Source organism: Paenibacillus sp. TSM33 (assembly GCF_056099025.1).
The window spans coordinates 1,520,372-1,544,937 of record NZ_JBLZXB010000017.1 but is presented as its reverse complement, the minus strand read 5'-3'; the positions used below and the strand labels follow the sequence as shown (position 1 = coordinate 1,544,937).

22 protein-coding genes are annotated in these 24,566 nt (G+C 45.8%); 19 read left to right on the top strand and 3 right to left on the bottom strand.

Annotation, left to right across the window (positions count from 1 at the left end; genetic code table 11):
* Positions 1-3: 3 nt before the first annotated feature.
* Together tgt and yajC are read left to right on the top strand one after the other, a co-directional pair.
* Positions 4-1,143, top strand: a complete 1,140-nt coding sequence (tgt, locus tag ACN6NF_RS18960; RefSeq protein ID WP_063212986.1) for a tRNA guanosine(34) transglycosylase Tgt — start codon at positions 4-6, stop codon at positions 1,141-1,143.
* A 35-nt stretch (positions 1,144-1,178) separates the two neighbouring features.
* On the top strand, positions 1,179-1,514 hold the full coding sequence (yajC, locus tag ACN6NF_RS18955) for a preprotein translocase subunit YajC (protein WP_013372646.1): 336 nt from the start codon (positions 1,179-1,181) through the stop codon (positions 1,512-1,514).
* Between the two features lie 70 nt (positions 1,515-1,584).
* Here yajC and ACN6NF_RS18950 read toward each other — a convergent pair whose 3' ends face one another.
* A complete protein-coding gene (locus ACN6NF_RS18950; protein ID WP_474319085.1) occupies positions 1,585-1,974 on the bottom strand; it encodes a TIGR04086 family membrane protein in 390 nt (129 codons plus the stop codon).
* Between the two features lie 206 nt (positions 1,975-2,180).
* Between ACN6NF_RS18950 and ACN6NF_RS18945 the strand changes: the two genes are divergently transcribed.
* Positions 2,181-2,957 carry a YetF domain-containing protein gene (locus tag ACN6NF_RS18945; protein ID WP_474319044.1) on the top strand — a complete coding sequence of 259 codons (777 nt, stop codon included), beginning with the start codon at positions 2,181-2,183 and terminating at the stop codon, positions 2,955-2,957.
* A 7-nt stretch (positions 2,958-2,964) separates the two neighbouring features.
* Here the strand turns inward: ACN6NF_RS18945 and spoVB are convergent, their stop codons facing one another.
* A complete protein-coding gene (spoVB, locus tag ACN6NF_RS18940) occupies positions 2,965-4,536 on the bottom strand; it encodes a stage V sporulation protein B (protein WP_474319043.1) in 1,572 nt (523 codons plus the stop codon).
* Positions 4,537-4,844: 308 nt separating this feature from the next.
* On the opposite strand from spoVB, the gene ACN6NF_RS18935 reads away from it, so the two are divergent.
* From ACN6NF_RS18935 to ACN6NF_RS18905, 7 genes are all read left to right on the top strand, one after another.
* Positions 4,845-5,102, top strand: a complete 258-nt coding sequence (locus tag ACN6NF_RS18935; protein WP_013372642.1) for a post-transcriptional regulator — start codon at positions 4,845-4,847, stop codon at positions 5,100-5,102.
* A 90-nt stretch (positions 5,103-5,192) separates the two neighbouring features.
* A complete protein-coding gene (secD, locus tag ACN6NF_RS18930; protein WP_016819134.1) occupies positions 5,193-6,449 on the top strand; it encodes a protein translocase subunit SecD in 1,257 nt (418 codons plus the stop codon).
* Positions 6,439-7,353 (top strand): protein translocase subunit SecF, encoded by a 915-nt coding sequence (gene secF, locus ACN6NF_RS18925; RefSeq protein ID WP_474319042.1) that lies wholly within the window; start codon positions 6,439-6,441, stop codon positions 7,351-7,353. The genes secD and secF overlap by 11 nt, the downstream gene beginning before the upstream one ends.
* Positions 7,354-7,549: 196 nt before the next feature.
* Positions 7,550-8,506 carry a cation diffusion facilitator family transporter gene (locus ACN6NF_RS18920; RefSeq protein ID WP_474319041.1) on the top strand — a complete coding sequence of 319 codons (957 nt, stop codon included), beginning with the start codon at positions 7,550-7,552 and terminating at the stop codon, positions 8,504-8,506.
* Positions 8,507-8,539: 33 nt separating this feature from the next.
* Positions 8,540-10,936: a single-stranded-DNA-specific exonuclease RecJ gene (gene recJ, locus ACN6NF_RS18915; RefSeq protein ID WP_474319040.1), complete on the top strand. Its 2,397-nt coding sequence runs from the start codon at positions 8,540-8,542 to the stop codon at positions 10,934-10,936.
* Positions 10,937-11,001: 65 nt separating this feature from the next.
* On the top strand, positions 11,002-11,514 hold the full coding sequence (locus ACN6NF_RS18910; protein ID WP_013372637.1) for an adenine phosphoribosyltransferase: 513 nt from the start codon (positions 11,002-11,004) through the stop codon (positions 11,512-11,514).
* 230 nt (positions 11,515-11,744) lie between these two features.
* Positions 11,745-13,793, top strand: a complete 2,049-nt coding sequence (locus ACN6NF_RS18905) for a methyl-accepting chemotaxis protein (protein WP_474319039.1) — start codon at positions 11,745-11,747, stop codon at positions 13,791-13,793.
* Positions 13,794-13,928: 135 nt separating this feature from the next.
* Here ACN6NF_RS18905 and uraA read toward each other — a convergent pair whose 3' ends face one another.
* Positions 13,929-15,239: a uracil permease gene (uraA, locus tag ACN6NF_RS18900; protein WP_474319038.1), complete on the bottom strand. Its 1,311-nt coding sequence runs from the start codon at positions 15,237-15,239 to the stop codon at positions 13,929-13,931.
* Between the two features lie 269 nt (positions 15,240-15,508).
* Here uraA and ACN6NF_RS18895 point away from each other — a divergent pair, with 269 nt between their 5' ends.
* From ACN6NF_RS18895 to ACN6NF_RS18855, 9 genes are all read left to right on the top strand, one after another.
* On the top strand, positions 15,509-17,686 hold the full coding sequence (locus ACN6NF_RS18895; protein WP_474319037.1) for a RelA/SpoT family protein: 2,178 nt from the start codon (positions 15,509-15,511) through the stop codon (positions 17,684-17,686).
* 137 nt (positions 17,687-17,823) lie between these two features.
* On the top strand, positions 17,824-18,270 hold the full coding sequence (dtd, locus tag ACN6NF_RS18890; RefSeq protein ID WP_013372633.1) for a D-aminoacyl-tRNA deacylase: 447 nt from the start codon (positions 17,824-17,826) through the stop codon (positions 18,268-18,270).
* 132 nt (positions 18,271-18,402) lie between these two features.
* On the top strand, positions 18,403-18,564 hold the full coding sequence (locus tag ACN6NF_RS18885) for a hypothetical protein (protein ID WP_474319036.1): 162 nt from the start codon (positions 18,403-18,405) through the stop codon (positions 18,562-18,564).
* A gap of 13 nt (positions 18,565-18,577) precedes the next feature.
* Positions 18,578-18,742, top strand: a complete 165-nt coding sequence (locus ACN6NF_RS18880) for a hypothetical protein (RefSeq protein WP_474319035.1) — start codon at positions 18,578-18,580, stop codon at positions 18,740-18,742.
* Positions 18,743-18,802: 60 nt separating this feature from the next.
* Entirely contained in the window at positions 18,803-19,309 is a 507-nt protein-coding gene (locus tag ACN6NF_RS18875) for a type 1 glutamine amidotransferase domain-containing protein (RefSeq protein ID WP_474319034.1), read from the top strand.
* A 62-nt stretch (positions 19,310-19,371) separates the two neighbouring features.
* Entirely contained in the window at positions 19,372-19,842 is a 471-nt protein-coding gene (locus tag ACN6NF_RS18870) for a hypothetical protein (RefSeq protein ID WP_474319033.1), read from the top strand.
* A 688-nt stretch (positions 19,843-20,530) separates the two neighbouring features.
* Entirely contained in the window at positions 20,531-21,775 is a 1,245-nt protein-coding gene (hisS, locus tag ACN6NF_RS18865; RefSeq protein WP_474319032.1) for a histidine--tRNA ligase, read from the top strand.
* An 86-nt stretch (positions 21,776-21,861) separates the two neighbouring features.
* A complete protein-coding gene (gene aspS / locus ACN6NF_RS18860) occupies positions 21,862-23,640 on the top strand; it encodes an aspartate--tRNA ligase (RefSeq protein ID WP_474319031.1) in 1,779 nt (592 codons plus the stop codon).
* Positions 23,641-23,789: 149 nt separating this feature from the next.
* Positions 23,790-24,539, top strand: a complete 750-nt coding sequence (locus ACN6NF_RS18855; RefSeq protein ID WP_474319030.1) for a tRNA threonylcarbamoyladenosine dehydratase — start codon at positions 23,790-23,792, stop codon at positions 24,537-24,539.
* The last annotated feature ends 27 nt before the right edge of the window (positions 24,540-24,566 follow it).

The following is a 24,566-nucleotide window of genomic DNA, read 5'->3' as shown; positions in this document are numbered from 1 at the left end:
AATATGGCACCAGCAATAAGATACGAACATATTAAGACCTGCAAGCAATCAGGAGCACGTCTTGGGCGTGTACACACACCCCACGGAGTTATTGAGACTCCAACCTTTATGCCTGTGGGAACTCAAGCAACTGTTAAAACGATGAGCCCTGAGGAACTGAAAGCAATGGATGCTCAAATTATTTTGAGTAATACGTACCATCTGTTTCTTCGTCCTGGTCATGATATTATCCGTGAAGCGGGCGGATTGCACAAGTTTATGAATTGGGATCGTCCTATTCTAACGGACAGCGGCGGATTCCAAGTGTTTTCCCTAAGTGAAATGCGTAAGATTTCAGAAGAAGGTGTTCACTTTCGCTCTCATTTAAACGGAGATAAGAAGTTTCTTTCTCCAGAAGTGGCGATGGAAGTCCAGAACTCACTTGGCTCGGATATTATGATGGCCTTCGATGAATGTCCACCGTTTCCGGCTGAGTATGAATACGTGAAAAAGTCACTGGAGCGCACCAGCCGTTGGGCTGAGCGTTGTTTGGAGGCACATGCGCGTCCTCATGATCAAGGACTGTTCGCCATTGTACAAGGAGGCATGCATGAAGATCTGCGTAAGCAAAGTGCGGCAGATTTGACTTCCATGGATTTCCCGGGGTATGCTATTGGTGGACTGAGTGTAGGTGAACCTAAGCATTTGATGTATGAAGTGCTCGATTATACGGTTCCTTTGCTTCCTACCAACAAACCACGTTATCTGATGGGCGTAGGTTCGCCGGATGCTTTGATTGAAGGCTCCATTCGTGGTGTGGATATGTTCGATTGTGTACTTCCAACCCGAATTGCTCGCAACGGGACAACGATGACAAGTCAAGGACGTCTTGTCGTTCGGAATGCGAATTACGCAAGCGATTTTGGCCCGCTTGATCCGGCTTGTGATTGCTACACTTGTCGCAATTATTCACGTGCTTACTTGCGACATTTAATTAAAGCAGACGAAACCTTCGGGCTCCGACTGACAACGTATCATAACTTGCATTTCTTAATACAATTGATGCGTAATGTCAGACAAGCGATTATGGATGACAGGCTGCTTGATTTCCGCGATGAATTTTTTGAGCAGTACGGTCTTCATGATAATGATAAAGGCTTTTAAGTTTTAGGGGAGAGTATACGAAAGGGGGACTTAACGTGTTTCATTTTGCTACAGCTGCGGCTGCACCCGGTGGAGCTGGGGGACTTTTTCAAATGATCTGGCCACTGGCTCTGATGTTTGTAATCTTCTATTTTTTGCTGATTCGCCCGAATCAGAAAAAACAAAAGCAGCGTCAATCAATGCTTCAAGCTTTGAAAAAGGGAGATAAAGTAATTACAATCGGAGGTCTTCACGGTACAATTGTGGAGATTACGGACGATGTGGTAGTTTTGCGTGTAAATGATGTGACAAAGCTGACCTTTGACCGCAGTGCAATTAGTAATGCGATTGCAAAAGACACTGCATCTGAGGAAGTTGTTTCTAAATCGTAGTATACGATTGTGATGCAAAAACCGAGCCTTTGAGGAGGCTCGGTTTTTTTTGTGTTGCATACATATTGATTTACTTGCTGAAGTTAATGCCAAATATCCCGCCACCTGCTCCTATCACAAACGCGATTCCTAAGTGCATTAGGTCTTTGCCGTTCATGCCTGCATCCAATGCCAAAAAACCGACCAGAAGAACGATGAGTCCATACAGAACGCCTGTAATACCGCCTTGATACCAGCCTTTGTTCGTGGATCTTTTACCGGCGACGAAGCCGCCAGATAGCATGGCGAATGCGTGGACGATGTACGTATACAGTGATAAGTCCTGTTCTTGCATTTGTGTCATCCACAAGAGTATTGAAAGAATCAATGCGCCGAGCAGCATCCATGCAAAGGCATAAAATAAGCCGGATAAAATGGGATGGGCCAGACGAAACGAACACCAGCGGCGAATGAGCTCCATGGATAATTCCTCCTGTACCAAGGTTTGAACTATTATCATTCTATGGCCAAGCTTCCCGGGTTAGTACCAAGTCGTAAGCAGTCTTTCTCTTTATTTCAATAATTTAGCCTTTTGTTTTTTGTATGAGCCAAGTGAGGAAGGGTCAGAATACGTGTACAATGAACGACTAATGTCTTGTCGCAAGTACAGGAGAGGAGGCGAACCTATTGAGTCACGATATTTTTGCTCATATTTTTCGGACGCTGCTCATGTATTTTATTGTATATCTGGTGATGCGCTTGATGGGTAAAAGGGAGATCGGAAAATTGTCTGTTTTCGATCTCGTCATATCTATTATGATTGCGGAAATTGCTGTGTTCAGCCTGGAGGATATAAAACGTCCACTTTATGAAGGGTTGATTCCTTTAGGAGTGCTGTTGATTTTGCAAATCGGGATTTCTTATTTCAGTCTGAAAAGTCGGCGTCTACGCTTACTATTCGATGGCAGGCCCAGCGTATTGTACTCCAATGGACAACTAAACAAGGACGAAATGGGGAAGCAACGTTACAACTTAGATGACTTACTGTTACAACTTCGTGAACTAAATATAGAAGGTCTGGACGAAGTTGAATATGTCATTTTGGAAACAACAGGTAAGCTAACGGTGATTAGCAAGGATAATTACGATGAAGCTAAACACGACAACATAAAACAAGAACGAAGCAAAAATGATTTGATAAGCAAAGAGCACCAGGCAAATAAAGTCCACCCTTCTCCACAAATCGGTGGAAAGTTTAGATATGAGGGACTGCCGATTCCATTAATTATGGATGGCAAGGTGCTGGATCGAAATTTGGAACGGATGGATATGAACCGTTTTTGGCTTAAAAATCAGATTCAGGCAAAGGGGCATAAAGATTTTAAGGATGTTTTCTTATGCTCGGTCAACCATAGAGGGGATGTGTATATTACACCACCGGCCTATGGAGAATCTTCAGATTAGCTTTTTTTTATGCTTTAAACCATCTTCTCAGGATTGGAATGCGTGTGAGGTTGTCCCAATCAATCATTTTGATCATGGTCATCAGGAAAAGGTACAGAATAATTCCCAAGCCTGCGGCAAAAATAAACTGGAGCCACATTTGGTCGAAAATCGTTAAATGTCTGTAGGTATATAATACCGCTGCCGCCATAATGATCATACCCATCCCGGTTTTCCAGAAGTCAAGTAAACGTACACGAAAGGTAAGCAGTCTGCTGACACTGAAGCCATGTAGGAGGGTAACGATAGCACTGTTAATACAGATGGCGATGACAGCTCCGTAGATACCGTACTGAGGCTGGGAAGCAAGCCATACAATCAGCACAATTTTGATAATGGCTCCGATAAAGGTGTTCAATAAGGCGCTTCCAGGACGGTCTAACGCCTGAAGTGCTGCCTGAAGCGGGGCCTGAATGTACATAAAAAGTGCAAAGGGGGCCATGAGTTTAAGCATGCCCGCAATATCGCCATTATTGTAGAGCAGCAGACACAGCGGCTCTGCTAATACATACATAATTACGGCAAATGGTGCACCTGCGACTAAAGCAAGACGAAGCGATTGATGCAAACGTTTGTGAATGGCAGTAATATGCCCTTTCGCTGCTGCTTCGGATAACGAAGGCACGAGTGAAACAGCCAGCGAACTGGTAAGGGCTCCAGGTAGTAATAACACAGGAATAACCATGCCTTGCATGGCTCCATACTGCGCGGTTGCTACACCAGTTGCAATGCCTGCTACGGCGAGGCTGCGCATGCATAAGATAGATTCGAGCAAATAAGATAAGGAACCGACAAGCCTCCCAGCAGTAACGGGAACCGATATCGACATAAGACGTGACAAAACGGATGATTGCTCGGTAGGAACCTCTGAGGGTAAAGACGCCTTCGGTTGAAGAATGTGATCTTTTCGCTGGTTCCAGGCGTATTGCCATAGCAGCACAACCATGCCAATGAATTCACCCGCCAAAGCACCAAGCATGGCACCTGCAGCAGCGTAGGCTACCCCATGGGGAAGTAACAAGTAAGCAAACCAAATGACGCAAAAAATGCGCATGACGGTTTCTGCAATGGAGGAACTTGCGGAAGGGATCATATTTTGTTTTCCTTGAAAATAGCCCCTATAAGCTGAGGAAACAGCAACAATGACAATCATTGGGCTCATACTCACAAATGTATAATACACACGGCTGTCGGTCAGGAGATGGCTTGTGATCCAAGGTGCAAACACGAGACAGATTGCCATGGCGATCAGGCTGAGTGTAATGGTGAAGCGCAAGCTAGTGTGCAAAATACGCCGCGACATTTCGGGTTGCCCCGCCGTCTCAGCTTCAGCTACAAGCTTGGCTACCGCAAGAGGGATGCCGCCGGTAATAAGAGTCACTAGTACAATAAAAAAGGGATACCCCTGCTGGTACAAGCCGACTCCTTCAGGGCCGATGATACGCGGGAGTGCGATTCGGGGAATAAAACCCAGTAGCCGATTGATGATTCCCGCTGCCAATAAAATAATTGCTCCATGAATGAATGTCTGCTTTTTCAATCGCAACTCCCTCTTCCCCAAAATGAAATTCTGCGTCTATGTGTTTCTTTAGAAGATATGCTGAACCTGTCCATGTTCATGACAAGCTTTTCAGCTTAGAAGCAAGGTGATCCAGACTACAAGAGGGAGAGTGGTGAATTCTGCTATTGACGAGCGAAATGAATGCATATATTGTTGATTTACGGCTATTTTTCGATGAAAAGAAGGGTTTTCCAAGATCAGGACAGAAATGTTCTATAAAGCAGTCAATAACCCCGCTAATTGCTGATCTGCGGAACCGATAGTCGCTGGGAGGAGGAACGACCATCGTGGGTATGGAAGAGCTGGATGAGCAGGATTGGGATGACGCAATTGAGATACTCTGTCAAAGCAAGGCAGACGAGCTGATTCTCGTAGGCTATGAACATGTCACCAGTAAGGACGTGTGGAATTGCGTCAGCCATAAATATGAAAAGGAGGGTATTCCTCCGCTGCACAAGCTCGTTAACGATATACTTTCCCTTAAAGCGACGAGCTTTATGAACTATTTGACGATGTCCGCATTACGGGGCTCCACTTTCGAATAGAAGGGGGTCTTTTTTTGCGTTCAAATTGACTGCTTTTTGAGGGGTAGCTATAATAGGAATATTGAGAATGAAAGGGGAACATGGGACGGAATGAAAAGAATTCTAAGTTTCATCGTGGTCGTGCTCATAACTACTGGTGTTATGGTCGGGACAAGCCCGGGCCTACTAAAAAGTTTAAAACTAGGCCTCGATTTAAAGGGAGGCTTTGAAATTTTATATGAAGCCCAGCCTTTGGAAGCCGGGCAGCGTGTAACCAGCCAGTCTCTGATACAAACAGCACAAAGCTTGGAGAGACGTATTAATGCGCTTGGTACGACTGAGCCGGAAGTAACAACTGAGGGGAGCAATCGTATTCGCGTGCGGCTTGCTGGTGTCTCTAATGAGGCGGAAGTCCGCTCCATGCTGAAAAAACCCGCAGAGTTAACCTTCCGTAGTGCAACGGCAGCAGATGCTAAAAAGCCAGGTCAATACAGCAAAATTGAGCTCCGCGGTAATGATTTTGTGGAGAATGGCGCTGTTGTCGGCTATGACCAGTTGAACAAGCCTGAGATTAGTATCAAAGTAAAAGACAAAGCTAAATTTGCAGAAATCACAAAGCGACTTATGAATAAAGAGTTGGCTATTTTCCTGGATGATGAATTACTGTCTGCACCTACAGTGCGTAGTGAATTGACGGATGGCAGTGCTTCGATTACAGGTAGCTACACACGTGATGAGGCGAACAAGCTAGCAGATACGATCAACCTGGGTGCTCTTCCGCTTAAACTGACGGAAAAATATTCTCAGAGTGTAGGGGCTACACTGGGTCAGCTGTCACTGGATCAGACGATCCGTGCTGGTTTGATCGGTTCGGTCATCATTCTGATCTTTATGATTGCAATGTTCCGTGTACCGGGACTGATAGCTAGCTTCTGTCTCATCGTTCATACCTGGCTGGTGCTTGCGATTTTTTATTTGGGCGGTTTCGTGCTCACACTTCCGGGTATCGCAGCCTTCGTGCTCGGGATCGGGATGGCGGTGGATGCCAATATCATTACGTATGAACGGATTAAAGAAGAAATCAAGTCAGGCAAAACGATTCGTTCTTCTGTCATTGCAGGCAGTAAGGCATCGTTCCGTACTGTTATGGATGCCAATATTACGACAATTATAGCGGCAGCCGTCATGTTTGGTCTGGGTACAGGCTCCGTTCGAGGATTCGCTCTTGTGCTCATCGTTGATATTGTCGTGAGTATTTTGACAAATATCTTCTTCTCGCGCTTCTTGCTCAATCTGCTGGTTAAAGCAGATGCTGTGAAGAAGGCCAAGTATTTTGGTGTGAAGGAGAGTGATATCAGTGCGCTTTAATTGGGACTATAAATATGTCAAGATGAGCAAGTGGTTCTATACATTCTCGATTATTATCACATTGCTTGGTATTTTGAGCTTATCGATATTTGGTTTGAATTACGGGGTTGATTTCCGTTCCGGTTCTAACGTGGATGTTAATTTGACTAAGACAGTTACACAAGAACAGATTCAAGCTTTGCTGAACAAGAACGGGATCGGCAAAGAGGTGGATTATACACCAGGTAAAGAGCGTTTCGGCATTCGTTTTTCACAGGTATTGACGGATCAGCAAGTGAATGAATTCAAAACCTCTTTTAACAAAGAGCTTGATCCAAAGGCATCATTTGAGGTCAATACAGTGGATACGGAAATGGCGCAAGAGCTGGAGCGAAATGCAATCTGGGCGATTTTGCTGGCCTCTGTGGCTATTGCTATCTACATTTCGATCCGGTTTGAATGGCGTTTTGCGGTTGCTGCAATTGTTTCGCTGCTGCATGATGCGTTTCTCGTCATTAGTATATTCTCGATTTTCCGGCTTGAGGTGGATTTGACCTTTATTACGGCTATTCTGACGATTGTCGGTTTCTCCATTAATGACACCGTCGTTATTTTTGACCGTATTCGGGAAAATCTGCGATTTGCAAAGAAAAAGTCCAGAAACGACTTGGAGCAAGTCGTCGATCACAGTATTGCACAGACAATGACGCGTTCACTCGCAACTGTGTTTACAGTGTTTATTGCCTCCGTCTGCCTATTCATTTTCGGCGGCGAGTCCATTCGGATGTTCTCGCTTGCAATGGTTATCGGTTTGCTGTTCGGTGCTTACTCTTCCATCTTCATTGCCAGCCCGCTGTGGGTAGCTTTGAAGGGAAAACAAAAGACGCCAACAACTGGTGGAGCAGCCAAAACTGCCAAGTCTTAAGTTACGCAAATATCAGTAGTATAAATTAAAGAGAAAGCCGCGTCTGCTTGGGCGCGGTTTTCTAAGCTTTCAAGATTTACCTTATGCTGGGGCTAATAGTGAAACACCTGATTGTAAAAGTTTTTTTAAGAATTCGGTTATATTGGAATGGAGCTTTATCGGGAAATGGTTAGTTCAGGATTGAGGGGGAAACGTTGTGAATAGCGAACGCAGCCGATCATTAGAAACTGCGGCGTTGAGCGGGATTGTTGGTAATCTCGCGCTGGCTGTTCTAAAGGGAACCGTCGGTTATGCGGCAAACAGCAAGGCGTTGATGGGGGATGCACTGCACACGGCTGCGGATAGTGCTTCCCGTTTGCAGGAGATGCTGTTTTCCAAGGGTGGTACAGATCACGGAATGCTGGCAAGGTTGCGGAACGGTGAAAAAGTTCGGACGGTCATATCTGTGGTGCTGGCTATTTTAGTGCTGATGAGCGGACTTCAACTAGCTATTTCTGCTGTTCGTTCATTAAGCAGTGCGGAACCGCAGGCTCCCGGTCTGTACGCATTAATTACCGTGTTTATTGCTTTGGTGCTGAGAGAAGCGTTATTTCAGTTTCAATATCGCTACTCGATTAAATACGGCCATAAAGCGGAAGCAGATCGGTACGCTAACCATGAACGGTATTCGCTGTATGCATCGCTGATTGCATTGATCGGCATGATCGGTGCAATGACTGGCGAGGCAATGGAATGGCCTGCATTGTTATATCTTGATCCAACTGCAGCTTTGCTGGTAGCCTGTCTGGTGTTGCGTAAAGGATATCTGATGGTAATGAATACCGCATACCAGGCTCCTGCACAGCCCTTGCAGGAGGAAGACTCCCAGCGCTTTATGGAGACGATTCAACGGGTATATGGTATTGTAACGGTTGAACACTTACATGCTCAGGAAACGGGTCATTTCATAACAGTGGATGTAACGATAAGTGTTAACCCGCGGATTACGGTACAGGAGGCGCAGGAAATTGCCGATCGAGCCAAAAATTTACTGTTAGCCCGTTTTCCACAGGTGTCTCATGTACAAATGCAGTTCATTTCTTACCAAGCCGGGTATCCTTATAAATCCAACCATGAACTGCCAGATAATGATGCGTCGTCCTTGCTTCAATAAGGCAAGCCGACTATGAAAGAAAGGTGAATAGGATTGCTTCATTCGCAGTACAGATGGAAGACCCCGGAGGTTAACCTGGAAGCGGCTCAGCCGTTAACAGAAGAGCTGGGGATTTCACCATTGTTGTCCCGGCTTTTAGTGAACCGGGGCGTCACTACGGCCGGGGAAGCAAACCGCTTTTTGTACGGAAGTGTGGACGATGTACACGACCCATTTCTGCTTCTTGGCATGAAAGAGGCCGTGCCGAGAATTCGCCAGGCTCTGGAGCGCGGCGAGCATATATTAATCTATGGCGATTATGATGCGGACGGCGTATCCAGTACATCATTGATGATTCAGCTTATGCGTTTTCTGAAGGCATCTTATGATATTTACATTCCCCATCGTTCTAATGAGGGATATGGTCTGCACAATCATGCTCTGGATTGGGCACATCAGCAAGGAGTGACGTTGGTCATTACAGTGGATACGGGAATTAGTGCAGTAGAGCAAATTGCTTATGCGACTTCCTTAGGGATCGATGTGATTGTGACTGACCATCATGAGCCGCCTGCTGTGCTTCCCGAGGCTTATACTTTGATCAATCCCAAGCTACCGGATTGTCCCTACCCATTTAAAGGTCTTGCAGGCGTTGGTGTTGCCCTGAAGCTGGCTCAGGCGCTGTTGAGTGAAGTACCCGAGGAATGGTTTGAAATCGCCGCTATTGGTACGGTAGCTGATTTGATGCCACTACATGGTGAGAATCGGACGATAGTACGTAGAGGAATTCAATCCATGAGAAACACTGCATTCCCAGGGATTCGGGCGTTGCTTCATGTAGCGGGTGTGGAGATATCCACAGTAACCTCGGTCAACATCGCATTTGCATTGGCTCCGCGGATTAATGCAAGCGGGCGTCTGGATCATGCGGGACGAGCAGTTTCCCTGCTGACGACAGAAAAAGAAGAGGAGGCAGACCAGCTTGCGCATGCCCTGGATCTGCTCAATCGTGAGCGTCAACAAGTGGTCGAACGCATTGTGGAGCAAGCCGAGCAGCAATTAGCATCCAAACTAAATGGAGGTAAGCTGCCATCTGTTATTGTTTTGGCTGGTGAGGGCTGGAATGTTGGTGTCGTCGGAATTGTGGCATCCAAGCTTTTGGATCGCTATTACCGTCCGACCATTATTCTGGGCATAGATACGGAGACAGGCATGTGCAAAGGTTCTGCTCGATCTATTCCTGCATTAGATATTTACAGTGCTCTTACAGATTGCCATGAGCTCATGGACCATTTTGGTGGACATCCTTCAGCAGCGGGGATGACGCTGTCCCGTGACAATCTGGAATTATTCGATGAACGGCTTAACCGCTATGCAGGTTCCATTTTGACACCGGAGGATTTTATCCCTATAGCTGAGGCCGATATGGTCTGTCGTCTGGATGAGGTGTCTCTACAAGTGGTTGAAGAACTGGAATTGCTCCAGCCTTTTGGGATGGGAAATCCTTCTCCACGATTCATATTACAGGGGCTTCAATTGCGCGAGGCTCGTAAAATGGGACGTGAGAAAAACCATGTGAAGCTATTGCTGGAGCAAAACGGTTTATCGCTGGATGCGATTGCCTTCCGACGTGGCGATTTGGCTGATTTTTTACAGCAGCAAACGGACATAGATCTGTTGGGCGAGTTATCAATTAACGAGTGGAACGGTAAACGTTCACTTCAGCTGATGATGCAGGATATTCGTGTGCAGGCTCCGCAAATTTTTGATTATCGTGGAGTATCGGACCCACTTGCCGAACTAGAGCGAGGGCTGAGGGTCTTCCATCCAAGCTTAGAGGAAAGAAAGAATGATATTGCGGTGTTGATCCATCCGTCATCCCGGCTTCATCCTTTGATCTCAGTGGACGCTGAATCCTTATGGTTATACGATAAAGATGGCAGCGTTACTCCCAGTGATGGTCAAAAAGATACACAGCACTCTGTGAAGTCACTGTTCGTACTGGAGCCGCCAGATACACCCGAGCAGTTTCATGCACTATGGTCTACCTTTGAGAATGTAGAGAACGTATTTCTTCTTCATTCGATCAGTGAGCGTGGCGGCCGCCTCGTAAGCCCCGATAGGGAGCTGTTTAAGCGTATTTATATTGTGCTTTCCCGAATGGGAACACAGCTAATTGATGAAAAAGCAATGCTACCTGCTCTTAGCCGGCAGTGCTCCTGCTCAGTGCGCATGTTATCCAAAGTACTGGACATCTTTGAGGATCTTGAATTTTTGACGCGTACAGATGGTCAATTTCGTTTTGTATCCAATCCGCCCAAGCGGGATTTAACTGCTTCTCCGCGCTATCAGGAATTGTATAATATGGCTGAGATGGAGCGGTATTTACTGGATGCGGACACCACCCAGATGACGAGCTGGATCATGTCGCTTATGAAGGGTGCATCTTGAGATACTACCTTGCAGTTTTGTAAAATGTATATACTAATTAGAAGTTTACAGTAGGAGGAACTAAGTTGGACTACAAAGAATATATTCGGGTGATTTCCGATTTTCCGCAACCAGGGATTAGTTTTAAGGACATTACTACCCTAATGAAAAATGGGGAACTGTACCGCAAGGCGATCAACGATATGAAGGAATTAGTATCTGATTTAAAAATTGATTTGATTGCAGGTCCGGAAGCACGTGGATTCGTTGTTGGTGCACCTCTGGCTTATGCGCTTGGTGTTGGTTTTATTCCCATCCGTAAAAGTGGCAAATTGCCTGGAGAAACCATTGAGGAAGCATACGGTTTGGAATATGGTAAGGATACTCTGGCTATGCATAAGGATGCGATTGAGCCGGGGCAAAATGTTCTGATTGCTGATGATCTGCTTGCTACAGGTGGAACTATCGCTACATCCGTTAACTTGGTACGCCAACTTGGTGGTAATGTGGCAGGGGCTGCCTTTCTCATCGAGCTGTCTGATCTCAACGGACGGGCAAAGCTGCCTGATGTAGATGTATTCACCTTAATTAAGTACTAAGTGTTTCGAAGCCGGGGTTTCCCGGGAAATATTTATGTATCGTTTGCCTAAATAGTCCGATGGAACATCTCTTTATCTAAAGAGTTGCTCCATCGGACTATTTTTTGATTACAGTGACTAAATTGATTTTCTTATTGCAATAAATTACCACGGGCTTTATTGGAAAAAGATATAAGAAAAATTAAATAATTGTCGATAAAAGATAAAAAAGAAACAGAGGTGGATATATATTGGGTATATTTCAATTTAAGAGCTTGCAAGCACGGACATTTTCTACCTTGGTTCCGCTAGTACTTATAACACTGATCTTAATCAGTTTTTTGTCTTATCTTTTTGCCAAACATAAGCTGGATACGGAAATAAGCCAAAATGCTGCTCATTCCTTGTCGAGGGCTAAAGCAGATATTGCAGCTAACGTAGACCGTCATGCTTTACTTGTTTCGATGTTGACTAAGAGTGCGGAACAACTGGGAGCAGGGATGAACATTGAAAGTTATGGACGTTTTTTTGAGCAAGAGCTGGCATTAAATGATATGTCATACGGGTTGGGCATTTATTTTGCTAAAGGTGCGTATGATCCGGGAGTGACTTACCGTTCAATATATGTGCATAAAGATGGTGAGCTAGTCAAGCAATCGACTGAATATGACGATCCGCAATATAACTATTTAACGCAACCTTGGTATACCGAAGCCGTAGAACGTGGTAAAGATATAAATTTCACAGAGCCTTTTTACGATAGCAAGCTGAACATCAATATGATTACTGCGGGGAAAGCATTTTATGACAGGCAGGGGAAACTGTTAGGTGTCATTACAGGCGACCTAAACATGACGAGTATCCAGACGTATATTGAAAAAATGAAGTTTGGTACTCAAGGTAGTACGATCCTAGTGGATAAGAATGGAGCCATTCTGTCATCCGGTCTTCAGTACTTAAAAGCAGGCGAGCCGTTAACAAACACGATGAATGCGGAAGCAGCACAATCTATTCAAAGGGGTTCGTCTGGACAACTGTCCGTACCTATTGATAATGAGGACTATCGGATAATGTACGAAACAATTCCACAAACCGGTTGGAAAATTGGCGTATTACTGCCAGAATCCGATTTGAATCGTTCTGCCAATGAAATGCTTAAACTTTTACTAATTGTTAGTGTTATAGGCATTTTGATAATTATGGGCGCGTTATTGATTAATAATTCAGGTATGATCAAAGAAATTAAAAAAATAATGCAGATGACCAATCGTATGGCTCTTGGGGATTATACCGTTGAACTAGCACATCGACGTAAGGATGAGTTTGGTCAGATGGCTGACGGGATCAATAAGGTGATAGGTGTAACCAGAGGGATGGCATTGCGCTTGAACGAAGAGTCGGATGTTATCTCAGGCGTATCTTCAAAAATATCCCAAGAGATTTCCGGGGCGACTAAAGATGCGCACCACAATGCAGGAGAACTGGCACAGGTGAAGGAAGGAGCCGAGCTTCAGTTAACCGCAGCAGCAGAGAGTGCGACTGCGATGGAAGAAATGGCTGTTGGCATACAGCGCATTGCTGAATCTATACAGCATGTATCCGAGGCTACCTCTGAGATTGAACATAAAGCACAACAAGGAAATGAACGATTGAACGTGGTCAATCAAGGAATGCATAAAGCGAAAATGTCTATGGATGAGGCAGGCAGAGTAGTAAGCTCGTTAAATGAACGGTCCGCCCAAATTGGTAGCATTATTGGAATGATTCAGGAAATTAGTGGACAGACCAAGTTGTTGTCGTTGAATGCTTCCATTGAAGCCGCACGTGCTGGGGAGCATGGCCGAGGGTTCGCTGTGGTGGCTTCAGAAATCGGCAAGCTGGCCGTAAACGTAAGCGAATCTGCGGAGCAAATTACGAGTCGAATCCGAGCCATGCAGGAAGAAACCAAATTAGCTTTGGAAGGAATGCAGCAGGGGGCTCTGGAGATGGATGAAGGAGTGTCTATTTTACATGAGGTGAAAGAACGTTTTATAGCAATGAATCAGGATATTCAGCAGGTGGCGATAGAAGTGCAGGAGGTTTCATCTGCCTCTGAAGAAATGTCGGCAGGCTCGGAAGAAGTTGCTGCATCTATTGGTTATCTTGCAGATATTGCGAAAGCTTCAGCTGAACGTGCAGGACAAGCCTCGGAACGATCCGAACGGCAATTAAAGGATCTGGAAGGTCTGAACAGTTCCGCCAAGTCACTTACAGGTGTCTCTGATACCCTTAATCAGGTCGTATCCCGTTTTCAGGTGTGATATTGTTTTAAAATAAAAGTCGTGCATAAAAAGACGCCGTTCCATGTAAGAAGGATATTACACTCTTGTCTATACAGCTGAGCGTGTTGATCCATAACTAACATGGAGCGGCGTTTTAAAATTGAAAAACAGCTATCAATCTGGTGTTTTTTCAGTTAAAGGTTCTTGCGTTTTATCGTTCGACCAGCCAAGCACATCAACCAGCTTGAAGAACAAGCTCAGGATAATACCGATGATTGTCGCCAATGCCATACCTTTCAAGGTGACCGCACCCCAAGTGAGCGTAGTCCCGCTGATTCCGACAACAAGCACGATGGTAGCGAGTAGCATGTTGGTTGGTTTGGCGAAATCAACCTTTTGCTCAACAAAAATTCTAAGACCAGAGGCCGCGATCACACCGAATAATAGCAAGGATACGCCACCCATAACTGGAGACGGAATATTAGAAACAATCGCTGAGAACGTACCCGAGAAGGACAACAGAATGGCAATAATAGCCGCTCCGCCAATAACCCATACAGAGTACACTTTAGTTAATGCCATAACACCGATATTTTCACCATAAGTCGTATTAGGTGTAGAACCAACAAAACCGGAAATGATGGTAGAAATTCCGTTACCCAGCAAAGAGCGATGGAGACCAGGATCTTTGGACAACTCACGTCCGACGATGTTGCTCGTCACAAGCAAGTGACCAATATGCTCAACGATGACGACCAGAGCAACCGGAAGAATCGTCAGCATAGCCGAAGCATTAAAGGTTGGAGTGGTAATTGCGGGATGGGCGAACAAAGGAGCATCCGCAATAGCCTGCGTATTGACCATACCCATAAAATAAGCAAGCACATAGCCCACCACGATACCGATCAGAATATGAATGATTTTGGCAAATCCGCGAAACAACACCGCACCCAGAACAGTAACACCGAGCGTAACGAGGGAAAGGGTGATCGTTTTGGGATCTGGCGCCCAGGCTTTAGTAGGATCGGCATTAATAATGCCTGCCATGCCTGCAGCAACGGGAACCAGTTCCAGACCAATTAAGGCTACGATGGAACCCATGACAGCCGGTGGAAAAACGATGTCCAGCCAGCGTGTCCCAGCATATTTGATTACCAGTGCGACGAGACAGAAAATAATACCTGTAACGATGAAAGCACCCAGGGCCATTGCATAGCCATTGCTGCCAGGGTTACTTTTAAGCACAAGACTGACAGGAGCGATAAAAGCGAAGCTGGAGCCGAGATAGGCAGGGATTTTGCCACGGCAGATCCATATGTACAACAATGTTCCGATACCGTTCATGAGCAAAATCATACCGGGATCGACGCCAAAAATATTGGGCACCAGCACGGTGCTGCCAAACATGGCAAACAAATGCTGTACGCTGAGCAGGAACCCAGGTCCTGCCGGAAGCTTTTCATTAACTTGAATTTCGCGTTGCAACGCAGTTCACTCCTTAGTTCTTTCAATTATTCTTATATACATTAATTACTTTTCGTAATTTTTTCAATATAATTCGTTTCATTTCGTCAACAATCCTGATTTTACTTATCCATGTTTGACAAAATAATGCGACAGTGCCAAACCTGTAATAGTTGACGTGTGGCGTGCTAAGCGTCATAATTGTAGGAAATCACTTTTAAAAGGGAACCTTTGCGCGACATTGATCGGCGGGTTCCATTTTGCATAGAAAGGACACGGAATAGAGCAGAATGGGGATAGAGCAATTACTTAAAAAGGCCGGGGCCTATACCAGAGAAGCAGATCTTATCCGCATCAGGGACGCCTATGATTTTGCCGAGCAGGCCCATTCCGGCCAGACTCGTAAGTCCGGTGAACCTTATATTCTGCATCCGCTTGCGGTTGCTGATATCGTCGTTAATATGCAGATGGATACCATCTCCATTATCGCCGCTCTTTTACATGACGTTGTGGAGGATACGACGGTGTCTTTGGCGCAGATTCGCGAGCATTTTGGCGATACATGTGCGATGCTTGTCGATGGTCTGACGAAGCTGGAGCGTATCCAGTTCCGATCCAAGGAAGAACAGCAGAACGAAAATTATCGAAAAATGTTTATTGCCATGGCGCAGGACATTCGTGTCATCGTCATTAAGTTGGCAGATCGTCTGCACAACATGCGTACCCTGAAATATCAATCGGAAGAAAGTCAGCGTCGAATCGCTTATGAAACGTTGGAAATTTTCTGTCCGGTTGCAAACCGATTGGGTATTTCAGCGATTAAATGGGAAATGGAAGACATTGCTTTGCGCTATCTGAATCCTCAGCAGTATTATCGCATCGCTAATTTGATGCATAAGAAGCGAGCCGAGCGCGAGCAATTTATTGATAATGTCATACAGCGTATCAGAGAGAAGCTGGAAGAGATGGGTATTCAGGCTGATTTGTCTGGACGCCCTAAACATATTTACAGTGTGTTTAAAAAGATGACGACGAAAAACAAGCAATTCAACGAAATATACGATTTGCTGGCGATTCGAATTATTGTGGATAACATTAAAGATTGTTATGCCACATTGGGGATTATCCATACGTTGTGGAAACCGATGCCAGGGCGGTTTAAGGATTATATCGCCATGCCTAAGGCTAATATGTATCAGTCCCTCCATACGACCGTAGTAGGTCCCAACGGAGAGCCTACAGAAGTGCAAATTCGCACAGTGGATATGCATCGCACCGCTGAATTCGGGATTGCAGCCCATTGGGCCTATAAAGAAAACAACGGGGCAAATAACACAAACTTTGAGGACAAAATCACCTTTTTCCGAGAAATTTTGGAGCTGCAAAACGAGGCAAAGGATGCATCGGAATTTGTGGAATCACTCAAAATGGACTTTTTCTCAGACCTTGTGTTTGTCTTTACTCCTAAGGGAGAGGTCATTGAGTTGCCGGCTGGGTCGGTTCCACTGGACTTTGCTTTCCGCATCCATACCGAAGTTGGCAATCGAACGATTGGCTCTAAGGTAAATGGAAGAATTGTTCCCTTGGACTATCGTCTGAAAACTGGCGATATCGTGGAAATTATGACGTCCAAGCACTCCTATGGACCTAGTCAGGACTGGCTTAAAATTGCTCAGTCCTCTCACGCGCGCAGTAAAATCAAGCAGTGGTTCAAGAAAGAAAAGCGTGAGGAAAATGTAGAAAAAGGCCGCGACAGTCTGGAACGTGAGCTAAGAAAGCGTGATATTGAGCCATCCGTGTGGATGAGCGAGGACAAACTTCAGGATGTGGCACAAAAGTTCTCTTTTAATGATTCTGAAGATATGCTGTCTGCGATTGGCTTTGGTGGTATAACCGCAGCGCAGGTTTGTACACGTTTGACAGAGAGGTTGCGCAAGGAACAAGAAGAGGCACGTCTAATTGAACTGACGACCGAGGTCAAGGAATACAAACCGCAGGGTGAACGGAAAAAAACACCGACCAACGGTGTCAGCGTCAGAGGTGTCGACAATTTACTCGTTCGCTTTGCACGATGTTGTAATCCCGTACCGGGTGATGACATCATCGGCTACGTAACACGCGGGCGCGGCGTATCTGTTCACCGTACCGATTGTCCGAATATTCCTTCAGGTGTCGGCGAAGATCAGGCGCGCGTGATTGAAGTGGAGTGGGAAGAAGCCGCCGAGGTCAATTATAGTGTCGATATTGAGATTACAGGGCATGACCGCAATGGTTTGTTGAACGAGGTGCTCCAGGCCATTTCTGAGAACAAAACTAGCTTCTCGGCCGTGACAGGACGTACGGATAAAAATAAAATGGCAATGATTCACATTACAATTCTCATTCGTAACACGGATCATTTGCATTCCGTTGTCGAACGGATCAAACGGGTGAAGGATGTATACACCGTGCATCGGATTATGCAATAAACTTGTGAAGCATACCACAAAGGTTTATAAAGCCTTTGTATATATCTTGGGTACAAAGACTCATAGGTGGCTGAAAGAGCCGTGGTACGACTGTGAGCATCTTTTAAGGAGAAGAGTAAAGGAGCAGCGGATAGGCGATGAAGATCATTATTCAGCGCTGTAAAGACGCTCAGGTAACGGTGAATCAAAAGGTGGTCGGCAAAATTGGAACTGGATTAATGCTGCTGGTTGGTATTGGTCAGGGAGATACGGCAGCCGATGCCGTTTATTTGGCGGATAAAACAGCGGGATTGCGTATATTTGAAGATGCTGAAGGCAAAATGAACGACAGTGTTCTGGATGTCGGTGGGGCCATTTTGTCTGTCTCCCAATTTACGTTGTATGGCGACTGCCGTAAAGGGAGAAGGCCCAACTTTATGGGAGCGGCCAAACCTGAGGAAGCAGAGAAGCTGTATGATTTCTTCAACAGCCAGCTTCGAGCCAAGGGCCTGGAGGTCGAGACCGGAATTTTTGGAGCTATGATGGATGTTTCCTTGACCAATTGGGGGCCAGTGACACTGATTTTGGATAGCGAACGTTCGTAGGTATCCATTCTTGGTATGATCTGAGAACTTGAGTAGAAGAGAATAAAATAGCCGTTTAGAGGGACCCTAACGTCATCCCGGTTGGTAAGCAGCCATCTGGAAAGCCTTACGGGTGACAGGAGAGACGAAGCTATGCGTCAGACCCCAAAAATGGACGGATATCAAAGCGCGGTGCTGCTTTATCCTGGTAGTATGCGGGAGGCAATCAGCCTTACTCGTAATGCTGACGCGTTACTACAGCATATTGCTACAGCTATGGACAAGCCAGGACGCGGTGCCCTGCCACGTAGGTAACAACAAGAATTCATTGGTAAGCAGCATTAACGATGTGTTGCCTGAAGCGGTCAGGAAAGAGATTGAAAGCAATTATGTAGCAGTACATCAGGGAAGGAGCCGAATGGCTCCTTTTTCTTTTTCACTGCTGCGAATTGTTATAAACACAGATCAAGCGGGTAATAACAAAGCGTGGTAGACAAACAAACCTAACTTTAAGCTCGCTTTAAGGATAACCGGAAAGGAGATCTGAACGATAATGAGTAAAATTGCATTTTTGTTGGCTGACCAATTTGAGGATTCCGAAATGAAGGTCCCTTATGATGAACTGAAAAAGGCTGGACATGAGGCAGATATTATTGGGCTGAAGCAAGGTGAAAAAGTGAACGGTAAGCAAGGTAAAGTTACCTACACCATTGAAAAAGCCATTGCAGATGTGAAATCAAGCGACTATGATGCAGTTGTTATTCCTGGTGGATCATCACCGGAAAATCTGCGTTTGGATGCCAATGTTCTGAAGTTTGTAACTGAAATAAATGAGTCCAAAAAAGCGATTGGGGCTATCTGTCACGGGCCGCAAATTTTGGCGAGTGCCGATTTGTTACAAGGCCGGACGATTACAGCTTACCCTCCATTGAAAGATGACTTGATTAATGCGGGTGCTCATTTTGAAGATCGAGAGGTGGTCGTGGACGGTAACTTTATTACGTCTCGAACCCCTAAGGATGAGCCCGCTTTTGTACGTGAGTTGTTAAAGGCATTGTAATTTAACCGTGGATGCTTCCGTAGATTTATGCCAGTACAATTCCCAAACGAGGAGGATTTGATATGGCTAAACAGATTCAGGCTTATTTTCGCACAGAAGATGAAGCTGAGGGCGCCAGAGCTTCCCTTCAGGCTTATAGAACTGAACATTTGGAAGTAGGTGCGCTCGATGAGGCGCTCGGTCGGGAGACGAGGGTTTTAATTCCGTTGGTCCCCTATAACAATACTGGCTCTGTGAGCACAGGAGGTTCTGCGGGTGCGGCAATTCCAGCCGCAGGGGTTTATGGCGAAAATATTCTACCCGATGCGAAGAATGACGAGATTAATTCTGGCGTAGCTCAACGGGATCTGAATGAGGATCGGAGCGGAACAACGAACCATGACGGAGGTTTGCTCCGTGCGACAGATGTGTATATTAACGGTGATCATGATGAATTACGGTATGTACTGTCTGCCAAGGTGAATGATGCCGATTATGATGAGATTATTTATAAGCTCCGTTCCAATCGCGCATATGTGGCGCAGTTGGATTAAAAGACGACGAGTGTCACAAGATTGTCGATATACGAGGAAATTAGTCACACTAGAGTGGCTGTAATACAATTGTAATATTCGAAACATCATTCCTTAATATTCGTTGTTTATAATAACAGCATGACCCCCTTTTAATATATCTTTTTAAACCTGTGGACCGTTTCCGCAGGTTATTTTCTTTTTATAAGACTTATTTGTCTGATTCTAGGGGGAATGTCTTGACTTTGTCGAAGCAGTTCATTAAAATCATAAAATAATGAAAAATGATTTGATGACGGGACCAAGTACTCCGAACCCACAAGCACAGAGAGGAATTTCCAGGCTGTAAAAATTCCCTTGATGAGCGGACGAATGACCTCCCCGAGAACAGGCGGCGAACAATGAGGAATATCTGCTGAGTAATGCATGGCCTATGCCAAACAGCAGACCATCCTGCATAATAGCCGTACTGCGCGTTACGGGCGTTATACGTATGAGCGGAGTCAGTGTAATGCTGACGGACACTGAGTCATTTTTATGCTAGTGGTCTGGGTAAACTCCGGAATGTGGGTGGTACCACGGGTGATTTGTAAACGACAATCCCTCGTCCCTGTTAATGATAACAGGGCGAGGGATTTTTTGTTTTATATTGAAAGTGGAGTAAGTAGAGAGCGCACAATAAGAAATACAATGACGGGGGGATACGTAAATGGCCTTTCAAAAACCGACGGGAACACAGGACTTGCTGCCGGGCAGTGTAGAAAAATGGCAAGTGGTCGAGGAAAAAGCTCGTGAGATTAGCCGCCGCTTTAATTACCGAGAGATTCGTACACCAATGTTCGAACAAACGAATTTGTTCGTTCGGGGTGTGGGTGAAACGACCGATGTGGTGGAAAAGGAAATGTACACTTTTGAGGATAAAGGGAAGCGTAGCATGACGTTGCGTCCAGAAGGAACAGCCGGGGTTGTCCGCTCTTATGTGGAGAACAAACTGTATGGTGAGCCGGATGTGACTAAGTTATACTACATTGGCCCGATGTTCCGCTATGAGCGTCCACAGGCTGGGCGTCAGCGCCAGTTTCATCAATTTGGCATTGAAGCATTCGGGGCGATGGACCCGGCGTTGGATGCAGAAGTTATTGCTTTCGGATATCAATTCTGCCGAGAGCTGGGCTTGAAAGGAGTACAAGTAGAAATTAACTCCGTTGGTAATGCTGCCAGCCGTGCTGCTTATCGGCAGCATTTGGTGGACTTCCTGATGCCCATTAAGGATACGTTGACCAAGGAGAGCCAAGCGCGCATTGCGCGTAATCCGCTGCGTGTGCTGGATAGCAAAGATGATCAGGACAAATTTGGCGGGGCACCTTCGATTTTGGATAGTTTGGATGAGGAATCCAGCACGCACTTTGAGAAAGTGAAGCAAAATTTGGATGCGATGGGCGTGGAATATACAGTTAACCCGCGTTTGGTACGGGGGCTGGATTATTATACGCTGACAGCATTCGAGTTCAAAGCCGAAGGCATTGGTGCTATTGACACGATTGGTGGAGGCGGGCGTTACAACGGATTGGTTGGAGATCTGGGCGGACCGGATCAGCCAGGGATTGGTTTTGGTATTGGGCTTGAGCGAATTCAGCTGATCTTGGAGCATCAGGGTGTCAAATTGAACGAAGCCAAGCCGTTGGATATCTATATGGTGGCGTTGGGCGAGGCGGCGGAAACGGAAGTGGCCAAACAACTGTTCAAGTTGCGTCAAGCTGGATTTTCCGCAGAGCGAGATTATCTGGGGCGTAAAATGAAGGCGCAGATGAAATCGGCAGATCGCTTTAAAGCAAGATATACGGCGATTCTGGGGGACGATGAGCTGGTTAAAGGTGAAATTGCACTGAAAAACATGGAAACCGGTGAGCAGCGTACCGTTAAGCTGGATCAGTTGGTGGAAGAATTAGGCTAAATAACATGATGTAACATCAGTCAGGGGGAGGTTCCCTCTTGCTGTCCATATAGCATTAACTACTAAACCTAACAGGAGTGTGTATTATGAAAAGGAGTCATCAATGCGGCGCATTGACTCATGCGCATATCGGAGAAACAGTTACATTGAACGGTTGGGTACAGACCCGTCGTGACTTAGGGGGCGTACTTTTTATAGACTTGCGTGACCGTAGTGGAATTGTACAAATCGTGTTTAACCCGGCCTATTCCGGTGAAGCACTGCAAATTGCGGATCGTGTTCGCAGTGAATATGTGCTTGAGGTTACTGGTACTGTTGTTAAACGTGATGCAGAAACGATCAATACGAACCTGCCTACAGGTGAAATTGAAGTACGTGTCACTGAAATTGAAGTATTGAATGCATCCAAAACACCTCCGTTCTTTATTGAAGATGGCGTAGAAGTAGACGAGTCGCTACGTTTGAAATACCGTTATCTGGACCTGCGTCGTCCGGAAATGCATCAGACGTTGAAACTGCGTTCCAAAGCAGCAAAAGTATTCCGCGACTTCCTGGACGGTGAAGATTTCATTGAGGTGGAAACACCGATTTTGACGAAAAGCTCCCCAGAGGGCGCACGTGACTATCTGGTGCCTAGCCGAGTGCATGAAGGCGAATTTTTTGCCTTGCCGCAATCGCCACAATTGTACAAGCAATTGCTGATGGTGGGCGGCCTGGAGCGCTACTACCAAGTTGCACGTTGTTTCCGTGATGAAGATTTGCGTGCTGACCGTCAGCCTGAATTTACGCAGATCGACATTGAGACCTCATTCATGCAACAGGATGACTTGCTGCCTATGATGGAGCGTCTTATGGTTAAATTGTTCAAAGAAACAGTTGGGGTAGAACTGGAAACACCGTTCCAACGGATTACACATGCAGAGGCAATGGACAAGTATGGTTCTGACAAGCCTGACCTGCGTTTCGGTCTTGAGTTGATAAATGTCAATGATATCGTGGCAACCAGTGGTGTAAAAGTATTTGCTTCCGTAATTGAAAAGGGTGGCGAAGTTAAAGTCCTTAATGCCAAAGGATGTGGCACGTGGAGCCGTAAGGATATTGATGACCTGGGTCCTTTTGCAGCACGTTATGGAGCAAAGGGCTTGGCTTGGATTCAAGTGAAAGAAGGCGAATTCAAGGGGCCTATCGTTAAATTCTTCACACCGGAAGAAATCGAAGCCTTGAAAGAGCGTACGGGAGCGGAAGAAGGCGACCTGTTGCTGTTCTCTGCGGATAATAAAAAAGTAGTTGCTGATGTTTTGGGCGCGCTTCGTCTGAAAATTGGCCGTCATTTGGGGCTCATCGACGATACCAAATTCAAATTTGCCTGGGTCGTAGACTTCCCGCTTCTGGGCTATGACGAAGAACAAAAACGTTATGTAGCGGAGCATCATCCGTTCACTCGTCCGAAGGAAGAAGATCTGGCCCTCTTGGACACAGATCCAGGTCAGGTTCGTGCTCAGGCCTACGATATCGTGCTGAATGGCTACGAAGTCGGTGGCGGATCGATGCGTATTTTCAAACGTGAAGTTCAGGAGAAAATGTTCAAAGCGCTCAACCTGCCGCCTGAAGAAGTGAAGGATAAATTCGGTTACCTGCTGGACGCATTTGAATACGGTACGCCTCCACATGGTGGTATTGCCTTCGGTTTTGACCGTCTTGTCATGCTGCTTGCAGGTCGTACAAATCTGCGTGAAACCATTGCATTCCCGAAAACAGCCAGCGCGACAGACCTGCTTATGGATGCACCAGCCGAAGTGGATCAAGCTCAATTGGATCAGCTTCATATTCGTCTTGCTCCGAAGCCTGTTGCGCCTAAAGCATAAAATAAACGTTAGACTTTGCAAGTCGCCATCTGTTGGCATGTAAATAGATTATAATGCCGTGAACCCGTTACCCTTTATGGATAATGGGTTCGTGGTTTGTATGCTGGAGTTCAAGCATAGAGTTTAAACCAGTGAGGGAGGATTACCATATGCTGCATCAATTTTCACGCACGGAACTGGCCATCGGGACGGAAGGTCTGGAGGTTATGAAAAATAGCACGGTAGCTGTATTGGGTATCGGCGGTGTCGGTTCGATTGCAGTGGAAGCGCTGGCGCGAACGGGTGTTGGACGCATTATTTTGATTGATAAGGATGTCGTAGATATTACCAATATTAATCGTCAAATTCATGCGCTGACGACAACAGTAGGTCAAAAAAAGGCTGATCTGATGGTAGAGCGTGTGAAGCTGATTAATCCTGAATGTGAAGCAATTGCACTGAACATGTTTTATACGGAAGAAACATATGAGGAGCTATTCAAGTATGATCTGGATTATGTGCTGGATGCTTCGGATACGATTATTTACAAAGTTCATTTGATTAAAGAATGCTTGAAACGGGGAATTCCGATGATTTCCAGTATGGGCGCTGCGAATAAAATGGACCCAAGTCGTTTTCAAGTTGCCGATATTTCCAAGACAAGAATGGACCCGATTGCACGTGTCATCCGCACCAAGCTGCGCAAGGAAGGAATCACCAAAGGCGTCAAGGTTGTATTCTCTGATGAGGAGCCAATGAAGCCGCGTGAGGAAATTACCAAAAAAATTGTACCTGCCAATGCACCTGAAATCCGGAAAGCGAAGCAGCCGCCTGCAAGCAATGCTTTTGTACCTCCGGTAGCAGGCTTGATCATGGTCAGCGTAGCTGTCAAGGATCTGTTAGAGCAAGCTGGTGTGTAAGCTTGAAAAGTAGCTTTGACAGTACAT